The sequence below is a fragment of the Massilia glaciei genome (assembly GCF_003011895.2).
In the GTDB taxonomy this organism is placed as follows: Bacteria; Pseudomonadota; Gammaproteobacteria; order Burkholderiales; family Burkholderiaceae_D; genus Telluria_A; species Telluria_A glaciei.
Window position 1 is genome coordinate 1 of record NZ_PXWF02000080.1, and the last position, 11,366, is coordinate 11,366.

The 11,366-nt window shown below is 69.1% G+C and carries 9 protein-coding genes and 1 pseudogene; 3 read left to right on the plus strand and 7 right to left on the minus strand.

Features of this window, described 5'->3' with window-relative positions; all coding sequences use genetic code 11:
- Both C7C56_RS06065 and C7C56_RS06070 read left to right on the plus strand, forming a co-directional pair.
- On the plus strand, positions 1–839 hold an 839-nt coding region (locus tag C7C56_RS06065), incomplete at its 5' end, for a response regulator (protein ID WP_146204305.1).
- 1 nt (position 840) lies between these two features.
- Positions 841–2,946, plus strand: coding sequence for a putative bifunctional diguanylate cyclase/phosphodiesterase (locus tag C7C56_RS06070; RefSeq protein ID WP_106756570.1), 2,106 nt, complete (start codon positions 841–843; stop codon positions 2,944–2,946).
- A 16-nt stretch (positions 2,947–2,962) separates the two neighbouring features.
- On the opposite strand, the gene C7C56_RS06075 is transcribed toward C7C56_RS06070, so the two are convergent.
- Both C7C56_RS06075 and C7C56_RS06085 read right to left on the minus strand, forming a co-directional pair.
- Complete coding sequence (locus tag C7C56_RS06075) at positions 2,963–5,368, minus strand: penicillin acylase family protein (protein WP_106756571.1); 2,406 nt, start codon at positions 5,366–5,368, stop codon at positions 2,963–2,965.
- Positions 5,369–5,746: 378 nt separating this feature from the next.
- Entirely contained in the window at positions 5,747–6,586 is an 840-nt protein-coding gene (locus C7C56_RS06085; protein WP_229458199.1) for a DUF2334 domain-containing protein, read from the minus strand.
- Here C7C56_RS06085 and C7C56_RS29640 point away from each other — a divergent pair.
- Positions 6,575–6,985, plus strand: a complete 411-nt coding sequence (locus C7C56_RS29640; protein ID WP_146204306.1) for a hypothetical protein — start codon at positions 6,575–6,577, stop codon at positions 6,983–6,985. The two genes, C7C56_RS06085 and C7C56_RS29640, sit on opposite strands and share 12 nt — an antisense overlap.
- Here the strand turns inward: C7C56_RS29640 and C7C56_RS06090 are convergent.
- The 5 genes and pseudogenes from C7C56_RS06090 to C7C56_RS28625 all read right to left on the minus strand — a co-directional run.
- Positions 6,975–8,111: a glycosyltransferase family 4 protein gene (locus C7C56_RS06090; RefSeq protein WP_106756573.1), complete on the minus strand. Its 1,137-nt coding sequence runs from the start codon at positions 8,109–8,111 to the stop codon at positions 6,975–6,977. The two genes, C7C56_RS29640 and C7C56_RS06090, sit on opposite strands and share 11 nt — an antisense overlap.
- A gap of 129 nt (positions 8,112–8,240) precedes the next feature.
- On the minus strand, positions 8,241–9,467 hold the full coding sequence (locus tag C7C56_RS06095) for a CaiB/BaiF CoA transferase family protein (RefSeq protein WP_106756574.1): 1,227 nt from the start codon (positions 9,465–9,467) through the stop codon (positions 8,241–8,243).
- Positions 9,467–10,057 (minus strand): recombination mediator RecR, encoded by a 591-nt coding sequence (gene recR, locus C7C56_RS06100; protein ID WP_106756575.1) that lies wholly within the window; start codon positions 10,055–10,057, stop codon positions 9,467–9,469. The genes C7C56_RS06095 and recR overlap by 1 nt, the downstream gene beginning before the upstream one ends.
- Before the next feature lie 33 nt (positions 10,058–10,090).
- Positions 10,091–10,417, minus strand: a complete 327-nt coding sequence (locus C7C56_RS06105; RefSeq protein ID WP_106756576.1) for a YbaB/EbfC family nucleoid-associated protein — start codon at positions 10,415–10,417, stop codon at positions 10,091–10,093.
- A gap of 60 nt (positions 10,418–10,477) precedes the next feature.
- Positions 10,478–11,366 (minus strand): annotated as a pseudogene (locus tag C7C56_RS28625) (DNA polymerase III subunit gamma/tau); the annotation flags it as partial.

The following is an 11,366-nucleotide window of genomic DNA, read 5'->3' on the forward strand; positions in this document are numbered from 1 at the left end:
TTGCGCCCGGCCCGGCCGCGCCGACCCCGCTGGCCGTGCGCGGCGCCGGCCGCGCGCACCGGCGGCGCGTGCTGCTGGCCGAGGACAATCCCGTCAACGTCGAGGTGGCCAGCGCCATGCTCGACAGCCTCGGCCTCGAGGTCACCTGCGCGCGCAACGGCGACGAGGCCCTGCGCGCGGCGCGCGACGGCGAGTACGACCTGGTGCTCATGGATTGCCAGATGCCGGTCATGGACGGCTTTGCCGCCACCACCGAGATCCGCCGCCACGAGCACGAGGACGGCCACCCGCGCGGGCTGCCGATCATCGCGATCACCGCCAACGCGCTGCAGGGCGACCGCGAATCGTGCCTGGCCGCCGGCATGGACGACTACCTGAGCAAGCCGTTCACCCAGCAGCAGCTCGGCGCCGTGATCGGGCGCTGGATCGCGCTGCCGCTGCTGGCCACCGTGCACCACGACGACCTGCCCGCCGTGCCCGAGCGCGACGCGGTCAACCGCCACGCGCTCGACAACATCCGCGCCCTGAGCAAGGAGCGCGGCGGCGCCCTGGTGCAGAAGGTGATCAACGCCTATGTCGACGACACGCCCCTGCAACTGAGCACGCTGCGCCAGGCCATCGCCCGCCTCGACACCGGCATCTTGCGCAAGGCCGCGCACAGCCTCAAGTCGAGCAGCGCCAACGTGGGCGCCGACTCGCTGGCGCAGATGTGCAAGGACATGGAGCACCTGGGCCGCATCGACAGCACCGATGGCGCCTCCGCCATCCTCACCGACATGGAGCACGAATTCCGGGCGGTTCGGCATTCGCTCTGTGCCATCCTCGAGAAGGAAACCTGACATGCCAGCCCAACCAACCAAGCGCGGCGTCGTCCTCGTCGCCGACGACGATCCGGTCATGCGCCTGCTGATGCTCGAAATGCTCGGCCACGTCGGCCTCGACGCGATCGAGGCCGAGGACGGGCTGCAGGCCGTGGCCTGTTTCCAGGACATGGCGCCCGACCTGATCCTGCTCGACGTCGACATGCCGAACATGGACGGCTTCCTGGCCTGCCGCGAGATCCGCCGCATCGAGACCGGCGCCGCCGTCCCGATCATCATGGTCACCGGCGGCGACGACATCGAGGCCGTCACCCACGCCTACGAGGTCGGCGCGACCGACTTCGTCTCCAAGCCGATCAACTGGCCGATCCTCGGGCACCGGGTGCTGTACGTGCTGCGCGCCTCCGACGCCATCGTGCGCCTGCGCATCGCCGACGCCCACAACCGCGCCGTGCTGGCGGCCATCCCCGACACCTTCTTCCGGCTCAACAAGGACGGCGTCTACCTCGACTACGAGCAGGGCCACGACGCGGCCGCAGCCTTCCCCACCGAGCACTGCGTGGGCAAGCACGTCACCGAGGTGCTGCCGGGCGATATCGCCGAACGCCTGCTCGAGCAGATGCAGTGCGTGCTCGACACCCAGCACATCCGCTCGGTCGACTACGAGCTCGCGCGCTTGGGCGCGGTCCAGCATTTCGAGGCGCGCCTGGTCGCCACCGGCGCCGACGAGGTGCTCGGCCTGGTGCGCGACATCAGCGAGCGCAAACGCACCGAGGAGCAGATCCGGCGCCTGGCCTACTGCGACAGCCTGACCGGCATCCCCAACCGCCAGGCCTTCATCGAGACGGTCGAGCGCGAGCTGCACCGCTCGCGCACCCACAACAAGAAGTTCGCGGTGCTGTTCATGGACCTCGACGCCTTCAAGCGCATCAACGACACGCTCGGCCACAACGTGGGCGACCACCTGCTGAAAATCGTCTCGGAGCGCCTGCGCGAAACCATCCGCCCCAGCGACCTGGTCGCGCGCCCGGACCAGTCGCACAACCTGGCGCGCCTCGGCGGCGACGAGTTCACGATCCTGATCCCGGACCTGGAACGGGTCGAGAACGCGCTGGCGGTGGCACACCGCGTCAAGGAGGCGATGCGGCGCCCCTTCCTGATCGAGGGCAACGAGATATTCGTCACCGCCAGCATCGGCATCTCGCTGTTCCCCGAGGACGGCGAGGACTGCAATTCGCTGCTCAAGTACGCCGACACGGCCATGTACCACGCCAAGAGCTGCGGCAAGAACAACGCCAAGTTGTACAGCTCCTCGCTGACGATGCAGATCATGAGCCACGTCAAGCTCGAGGTCGGCCTGCGCAAGGCGCTCAAGCGCGAGGAGCTGTACCTGCTGTACCAGCCACAGATCGACGTCAGCAGCGCCGAGATCGTCGGCGTCGAGGCGCTGGTGCGCTGGCGCCATCCCGAGCGCGGCATCATCCTGCCCACCGAGTTCATCCCGCTGGCCGAGGAGACCGGCCTGATCATGCCGATCGGCGAATGGGTGCTGCGCACCGCCTGCATCCAGGCCATGGCCTGGCAGCGCCACTCGATGCGCCCGGTGCGCATGGCGGTCAACCTGTCGGCCAAGCAGTTCAAGGACGAGAACTTGACGCAGATGGTGATCTCGGCGCTGCACGAGACCGGGCTCGACCCGCGCCTGCTCGAACTCGAGCTCACCGAAGGCACGCTGATGGACGACGCGCGCGCCACCATGGTCACGCTCGACCAGTTGCGCGCGATCGGGGTCTACCTCTCGATCGACGACTTCGGCACCGGCTACTCGTCGATGAACTACCTCAAGCGCTTCGACGTGCGCGCGCTAAAGATCGACAAGAGCTTCATTTGCGGGCTGCCGCAGGACTCCGAAAACGCGGCCATCACGCGCGCCATCATCGCCATGGCGCACGGGCTCAAGATGGTGGTCGTGGCCGAGGGCGTCGAGACCGGTGAGCAGCTGGTGCTGCTCAAGCAGTACGGCTGCGACATGGTGCAGGGCTTCTTCCTCGGCGCGCCGCAGTCGCAGGAGCTGATCGTCACCATGCTCAAAAAGCAGTCGCTGGTGGCGCTGCCCGCCAAATAAGGACCACTTCCAAGGACTATTTCACGAACGTCAAGGTGTGCCTGGCCGGTCCCGGCAACAACGGCGCGGCCTCGCCCCTGACCCATGCGTCGTGCCCGCGCAGGAAAAACGGCGACAGCGGATGCCCGCTCTGCCCGCCCGGCATCGTGAACAAGCCCTGCGCCTCCTTCCCCGGCGTCACCGTCATCCGCTGCGACTGGCCGAAACTGCGGCCCGCCACGCGCGGCATGTGCGCGTCGCCCGGCAGCAGGTCGGGCGGCGCCGACAACCACGGCGTCAAAAAAGGCACGGCCAGGCTGATCGGATGCGCGATGGCGACCTTGTTGCGCTCGCCCCAGCGCGCGTCGGCCAGCCTGGCGCCGTTGGTGGTCAGCTCGGCGATCACCCTGTCGATCGCGGCCAGCTGCAGCGCGCGCCAGTCGGCGTGGCCCGGCGGCAGCCATGCGGCCGGCTGCTCGTCGAGCAGGCGCGCCACCACCACCGGCCAGCGCTTGCTCGCGAGCGCGACCGAGGCCTTGGCGTCGAGCCGCGCGATCTCGCCGTTGACGCCCTCGAACAAGAGGTCGTGCACGGTCCACATGAAATTGCGCGTGAGCCGGTAGCCGACCGAGTCGACGCTCGCGCGCCCGTTCCAACTGTTCCTGAGCAGCTCGAGGAACTGCGCGCGCGCCGCGTTGCCCGCCAGCGCGTTGGCGTCGAGCGCCGCTATCGCGCGCAGGCGCCACGGCGCCAGGAACAGCGCGCGGTCGTCGAGCGCGACCCGGTATGCGCCCCCGACGTCGGCGCCGTCCCCGAGCGCCTCGAGCCGTTCGCGCACCTGGTGGTTGCGCGCGCCAAGATCGAGCCCGCCGTCGCCGATCAGCGCCGCGCCGGGCCCGGCCAGCTGGCGGCTGTTGGCCGTCGACAGCTGGCCGCTGGCAGGGTTGCGCAGCGTCGGATGCTCGGACGGCGCCAGCCGCCCGCTCCAGGTCTGGGCGGCGCCGTCGGCGGCGAGCGGAAAGGTGGCGCCGGCGCCGGCCTGGGTGCGCCGCGGCAGCAGCCCGGTCAGGGTCCAGCCGATGTTGCCGCGCGTGTCTCCGGCCACGAAATTCTGCTGCGGGATGCCGATAGTGGCCGCCGCGGCCAGCGCCTCGTCGAGCGTGGCCACGTCCTCGAGCAGCCGCGAATTGAGGTTGATCGCGTCGGGCGCGTGCGCGGTCCAGTGGATCGCGTAGCTGCGCCCGCCCACCACCCGCAGCGGCCCGAGCGAACTCTCGCGCACCACCAGGCTGCGCGCCGGTCCGCCCTTGACCAGGATCGATTCGGTGAACTCGGCCGGTCTCTCCCAGCCGGCCGGCGTGCGCACCTGCCCCGGCTTGGCCGGATCGGTGCCGACTTCGACCAGGTCGAGGAAGTCGCCGTAGCTGTTGGTGAAACCCCACGCCACCCGGCCATTGCTGCCCACCACCAGCAGCGGGGGCGCGCCCGGCAGCGTGACGCCGACCATGCGCCGCACCGTCCCGCCCGCGTCAGGGAACTGGAACGCGACCCGGTACCAGGTGTTGGGCAGTTTGATATTGAGGTGCATGTCGTCCGAGACGATCGCCGCGCCGTCCTTGCTGCGGCTGCCCGCGATCGCCCAGTTATTGCTGCCGAGGTGGTCGACGCTGTCGGACGACGGCGGCGTGGGCGGCGCGTCGGCGGCCGGACTGCGGCCCCACCACGCCGGTGCGCGCGCGGGAATCGGCGTGGCGGGCGCGTCGATCCGGCGCGCGTCGAGCGGCGCGTCCCAGACGCTCGACTCGGGCAGCAGAAAGTCGCGCTGGGCCGCGTCGCTGTGCTCGGCGATCCAGCCGCGCGCCAGTTCGCGCGCCTCGTGCTTTCCCTGCAGGTCGATGTACATGGCCCAGATCACGAGCAGCGAATCGGCGGCCGTCCATGGCCTGGGCGCGGCGCCGACCAGCGCGTACTCGAACGGCCGCGCATCGAGGGCGCCGAGGCCGGCATTGACGCCGTTCACATAGCGCTCGAGCAGGCGCCGGTCGGACGCCGGCATCGCCTGCAGCACGGCGGCGGCGCGCGCGCGGAAGCGGTGCAGCCGGCGCGGCTCGTCGAGCGCCACCGCGCGCGGTCCGAACAACTCGGCCAGTTCGCCGGCGCCGACCCGGCGCAGCAGATCCATCTGGAAGAAGCGCTCCTGGGCCTGCACGAAGCCGGTCGCGTAGGCGACATCGTCGCGGTTGGTGCCGGCGATCAGGGGCACGCCGTGGGCGTCGCGCGCCACGCTGACGGGCGCGTGCAGACCGGCGGCGCGCACTTCGCCGTCGAGTTTGGGCAGGCTGGCACGCAGGAACAGCCAGACCGCAAGCGCGGCCAGGGCCAGCAGCGCAAACACCCCCAGCGCGACCCGCGCCGCCCAGATTCTCAGGGCACGCCTTTGCATAACAATCCTCACGAATAATTTGCCTGCGATCTTGCCAGAAAACGGGCGGCGATGCGGGAAAATTTCGGGCCGGACGATTGCGCCGGGGAAGCGTGATGTCGGAGCGGTTTGACGCAGATCAGAAATGACAATGGATGGGACTTTAAGCTAGATCAAGGACGGTCAAACACGCACCCGTTTGGTCTATTTGAAAGGAGTTGACGATGCGTACCCCTATCATGCTGTGCCTGGGCGCAGCCCTGCTGGCCGGCTGCGCCACCCCGGCCGAGCGCGCCGCACAAATGCAAGAAGAAATGAAAACCGCCATGTTCGTCTACGGCCCGGCATGTTCCAAGCTTGGCTACAACACAAACTCGGATCCGTGGCGCGATTGCGTGCTCAGCCTGAGTACCAAGGAGGATATGGAACGTTACGGCTATCCGCACTACTATGCCGGCTATGGACGTTCGCACTGGGGCTTTGGTGCGGGCTGGGGGCCGTACTGGTAGGCGAGGTCGCCGCACCCGACAGGCGGCGCGCAAACGCCGCCTTGGTCATTGGCGTGCGCGCCGACAGCAGGCGTTCGATAAGCCCTTGCGCATGCCGCAACAAGGCCGGGTGGCGCGCGTCGCGCGGATGCAGGCTGAGCCGGATCAATGGCATCGGCGCGAGCGCCGCTGCAAGCAGGCGCGCGCACGGCGGCGACAGGCGCCGTCCCGCGCCGTTGCGCGCGGCGTACACGAGCGATGGCGAAAACACCGAGCGGCGGGTGGGCAACAAGTGAAACCGGCTCATGGTCGTGGTGTAGTCGAACGGCGAGGCTTCGACCGCGCGCCAGGCTTGTTTGCCCAATAGCCAGGCCGGCGCGACAAACCCGCTCACGGGCCAGTTGCGCCGCGCGAACCAGGCCAGGCCGAGGCCGAGCCGGCGGCCGGCCTCGGCGGTGTCGAGGGCGGCGAACTCGCCCTCGCCCTGCGTGTAGACGGTGCGCATAAAGCGCGCGTAAGGGCTTGCCCGCAGCGGCGGCGTGTCGAGGTGGGTGTAGCCATGCAGGGCCAGCTCATGCCCTTCGCCGAGCACCGCGGCGAGCATCTCGTCGCAGGCGGGCGCCCTCACCTCGCTGCCGTGGAAGTGGGGCACCACCAGCCAGGTCAGTGGAATGTCGGCGACCTCGCGCACCGCGCGCAGCAGGCGCAGGCAGTCGGACCAGTTCGCCGGCGCCACGTCGTGGATCGACACGCACACCGCACGCTCGTTTGCGCCGAGGTTGGCGCCATCGTTGACGCCAAGGTTTTCGCCAAAGTTTTCGCCAAAGTTTTCGCCAAAGTTTTCGCGAAGGTTGGCGCCATGGGTTGCACCTTCGTTTGCGCCATGGATTGCACCTTCGTTCGCGCCATGGATCGCACCTTCGGTTGCGCCATGGGTTGCACCTTCGGTTGCGCCATGATTTTCGCCTGGATTTCCGCCTGGATTTTCGCCTGGATTCGCGCCAAGGTTTGCGCCATCGTTGCCGCCATGGTTGCCGCCATGGTTGCCGCCATCGTCCGTGCCGCCCATCGCGCAGCTACTCGCGCCGGTGCCTGCGTCATTGCCGGCACCGCCCTCCGCCGCCCTATTTTCCGCCGCGCTATTTGTTAACACAGACGTGCTCCGCTTGCAGTTCGGCGCGTTCGCGCGTGGCCAGCAGGCCCGCATAGCGTCCCAGCAGTTGCGGCACGATCTGGTTCCAGTCGTGGTTGGCGCGCGCCTTGCGGCAGGCGTTTTGGCCAAGGGCCTCCCGGTCCGACTGGTAGATCGCCTCGATCCCCTCGCACAGTTGCGCGACGCTGTCGGGCGCGACGAGGATGCCCGTGTCGGGGTCGACCAGCTCGGCCACCCCGCCGCCATTGCTGGCCACCACCGGCAGGCCGCAGGCCATCGCCTCGAGCACGATCAGACCGAAGGTCTCGCAGTCGCCCGGATGGACCAGCACATCGCAGCTGGCCAGCAGGCGCGCCAACGCGCGCTGGTCGCGCTTGAAAGGCATGAAGCTGATTTGCGGATGCTGCGGCAGCGCCGCGCCGCCGCCGATCAGCAGCAGGTGGTACGGCCGGCCCAGCCTGCGCACCGCGTCGATTAGCACCGACAATTTTTTTTCGGGCGTGAAGCGCCCCGCGTACACGAGCAGGCGCGCCTCCGGCGGCAGGTTCAGGTGCGCGCGCAGGGTGGGCACGCGCCGCTGCGGGCAAAACGTCGCGGTGTCGATCCCGAGCGGTTGATGGATGGCGCCGCCGATGCCGAACGCGCCCAACTGCTGCACCATGAGACGGCTCGGCGCGAGCACCATGTCGCAGCGGCGGTACAGGTTGAACAGGTATTTTTTTACGGCGCCCGCGGCGAACCCGCCCATGCGGTTCTCGACCAGGCGCGGCAGGTCGGAATGGTAGAACGCGACCACGGGAATGCCGGTGCGGCGCTTGATGCGCAGCGCCGCCCAGGCGCAGTGGCCGGCGTCGCCGAACTCGATCAGGTCGGGCTCGAGGCGGCGCAAGATGCGCGCCAAGCCGCTCACCGAGCGCGGCATGTGGTAGCCGTGAATGCCGGGCAAAGCGATGCCGGGGACCTGCACCAGCGCGGGCGCGCAACCGCCGGTCTGAACGGTGGGGCTGCATATGGTGTGACGGACACTGCTGCGCTGCGCCAGCCACCGCGCCTTGGCGTTGAGGTAGGTGCTCACGCCGCCGCCTTCGGCCGCATAGAACATGGTGATGTCGACGAGATGCATGCTTGGGTGGCCCGTTTAGGTCACCCCAAGATAGCAGCGCGGTCCGGCTGCGGCTTGTGCACACTCAAACGGCGCGGCGCGCCTCCAACCGCGACGCGCCGAAGGACCGCGGCGGCAACGTTTCGCCCGCTACAGCACGCCCTCGCGCCGCATCGCGCCGATCTCATCGGCGGTGTAACCGAGCTCTTCGAGCACCTCGTCGGTGTGCTGGCCCAGCGTCGGCCCCAGCCAGCGCGTGCCGCCTGGCGTGGCCGACAGTTTCGGGGTCACGGCCGGCATCTTGACCGGCGTGCCGTCGGCGAACTGGTGCTGCTCGAACATGTCGCGCGCCAAAAATTGCGGGTCGCTCATCATGTCGCGCACCGAATAGATTTTCCCGACCGGCACGTCGGCCGCCGTGAGCGTCTCGAGCGCGCTGGCGATAGTCTGGGTGTCGCACCAGGCCTGGATCGCGGCGTCGATTTCGGCCGTGCGCGCAACCCGCCCGTCGTTGCGCGCCAGTTGCGCGTCGCCGGCCATGTCGATGCGGCCCATGGCCAGCATGAGGCGCTTGAAAATCGCGTCGCCATTGCCGGCGATGACGATGTGCACGCCGTCGCCGGTCAGATAGGTATTCGACGGCACGATGCCCGGCAAGGCGCCGCCGGTGCGCTCGCGCACCACGCCGGCCACGTCGTACTCGGGCACCAGCGACTCCATCAGGTTGAACACGGCCTCGTACAGCGCCACGTCGACCATCTGGCCCTGTCCGCGCAGGCGCCCGCCGGTGGCGTCGCGGTGGCGCAGCGCGACCATCGCGCCGAGCGCGCCGTGCAGCGCGGCCACCGAGTCGCCGATCGAGACGCCAACGCGCACGGGCGGTCGGTCAGGATGGCCCGACACGTAGCGCAGGCCGCCCATTGATTCGCCGATCGCGCCAAAGCCCGGCTGGTCCTTCATCGGCCCGGTCTGGCCGAAGCCGGACAGGCGCACCATGATCGCGGCCGGATTGAGCAGCTTGAGCTGCTCGTAGCCGATGCCCCATTTCTCGAGCACGCCGGGGCGGTAGTTCTCGATGATGATGTCGGCCTCGAGCGCGAGCTCCTGCGCGATGGCGCGTCCGCGCGGATCCTTCAGGTTGAGCGTGATGCTCTTCTTGTTGCGCGCCTGGACCGACCACCACAGCGAGGTGCCGTCCTTGAGCACGCGCCACTGGCGGATCGGGTCGCCGCCGTCGGGCGCCTCGACCTTGATCACATCGGCGCCGAATTCGGCCAGCATGCGCGCGCAGAACGGGCCGGCGATCAGGGTGCCCAGTTCGAGCACCTTGATGCCGGCCAGCGCGCCCGGCCCCGGGCTTGGGTGCACGCCGGCCATCAGGTGGCGCGCCGGTCGAGCATGGCGCGCGCGATGGTGCCGGCGTCGACGTATTCGAGCTCGCCGCCAACCGGCACCCCGCGCGCGAGCCGGCTCACCTTGAGGCCGCGCGCCTTGAGCATTTCGCTGATGTAGTGCGCGGTGGCCTCGCCCTCGTTGGTGAAATTGGTGGCCAACACCACCTCCGTGACGACGCCGTCGGCGGCGCGGCCGATCAGTTTTTCGAGGTGGATGTCTTTCGGGCCGATGCCGTCGAGCGGCGACAGGCGCCCCATGAGCACGAAGTACAGGCCCTTGTAGGTCAGCGTTTGTTCGATCATGAGCTGGTCGGCCGGGGTCTCGACCACGCACAGCATGGTGTTGTCGCGCCGCTCGTCGAGGCAGGTGTCGCAGACCTCGGTCTCGGCGAAGGTGTTGCACAGGGCGCAGTGGTGCACCGCCTCGACCGCCTGGTACAGCGCGCGCGAGAGCATGGCCGCGCCCTCGCGGTCGTGCTGCAGCAGATGGAAGGCCATGCGCTGGGCCGACTTGGGCCCCACGCCGGGCAGGCGGCGCAGGGCCTCGGTCAGGAAATCGAGCGACTTAGCCATGCCGGGCCCGCGCGTGCGCGCGCATCCGGTTCATCAGAAAGGCATCTTGAAGCCGGGGGGCATCTGCATGCCCGAGGTCAGGCCGCCCATTTTTTCGGCCGACGTGGCCTCGGCCTTGCGCACGGCGTCGTTGAAGGCGGCGGCGACGAGGTCTTCGAGCATGTCTTTGTCGTCGGCCAGCAGCGACGGGTCGATCGAGACGCGCTTGACGTCGTTCTTGCAGGTCATGACGATCTTGACGAGGCCGGCGCCGGACTGGCCTTCGACTTCGACCAGCGCCAGCTGCTCCTGCGCTTTTTTCATGTTGTCCTGCATGGCTTGCGCTTGTTTCATCAAGCCGGCGAGTTGGTTCTTCATCATGATGTTCTCCGAAATCTCAAAAATGGGTAAAGGGGGTCGCTGATATTCAATGTCAGTGCATCAGGCGGCGGCCGCGCTGGCCGGGCGCACCGAGCCGGGCACCACGAACGCGCCAAGGTCGCGTATCACGTCCTTGACGAAGGGGTCGTTGGCGACGGTGTCTTCGGCCACGCGCTGGCATTCTTCGCGGTAGGCCTGGGCCTCGGCGCCGGCCGTGTAGAACACCTGGCCGATGTCGATCTCGACGGCGACCTTGGCGTCCGGGAAGCACGCCTGCAGGGCGGCGGCGAGCTTTTCGCTGTTGCCGCTCGCGCGCAGGGTGTCGATCGGCACCCGCAGGCGGAAGGTGGCCAGGTTGCCGTCGTACTCGCACGAGGCCATCTCGGTCTGCAAAGCCAGTTGCTGCGACACGCCGCGCAAGGGCAGCGTGGCCGCCAGCGCGGGCCAGTTGCCGTCCCAGCCGATGGCCGGGACCGGCGTGATGACATACTCGGGCCGCGGCGCGGCCGGCGCGCGCGTGGCGGCCGGCGGCGGCGCCGACGATTCGCCCGAAACGGCGCTATCGTCCGAAAACTCCATCACCCACGATGGCGGCTCGTCCTGCGATTCGGGTTCGAACCGCGGCTGCGCGGCCTGCTGCTGCGCGGGCGCGGCGGCCTGCTCCCAAGGCGGCGCCTGTTTTGGCGCCTCTTGGAGCGCTGGCGCCTGCGCCTGTGCAGGCGCCGGTGCCGGTGCCGATGCCGATGCCGATGCCGATGCCAATTCTTGCGCGGCGGGCGGCGCGGCGTTGGCCGCGGCTTGGTTGGACATCGCGGTCGGCCGTTTGGGCGCCACGTTCTGTCCGCGGCTGCCGGCGCGCGCCGCCTCCAGCGCGGCGATGCGCGCTTCGACGATCGCCGCCGCCGCTGTCGGGCGCGCCGCCGGCGCCTGCTGCACCGGAACCGGGGCC

What these genes read in the sequence shown, in the direction of transcription:
- C7C56_RS06070 (WP_106756570.1), top strand. Translation starts at nt 841, where the DNA reads ATGCCAGCCCAACCAACCAAGCGCGGCGTCGTCCTCGTCGCCGACGAC.
- C7C56_RS06075 (WP_106756571.1), bottom strand. Translation starts at nt 5,368, where the DNA reads ATGCAAAGGCGTGCCCTGAGAATCTGGGCGGCGCGGGTCGCGCTGGGG.
- C7C56_RS06090 (WP_106756573.1), bottom strand. Translation starts at nt 8,111, where the DNA reads ATGCATCTCGTCGACATCACCATGTTCTATGCGGCCGAAGGCGGCGGC.
- C7C56_RS06095 (WP_106756574.1), bottom strand. Translation starts at nt 9,467, where the DNA reads ATGGCCGGCGTGCACCCAAGCCCGGGGCCGGGCGCGCTGGCCGGCATC.
- recR (WP_106756575.1), bottom strand. Translation starts at nt 10,057, where the DNA reads ATGGCTAAGTCGCTCGATTTCCTGACCGAGGCCCTGCGCCGCCTGCCC.
- C7C56_RS06105 (WP_106756576.1), bottom strand. Translation starts at nt 10,417, where the DNA reads ATGATGAAGAACCAACTCGCCGGCTTGATGAAACAAGCGCAAGCCATG.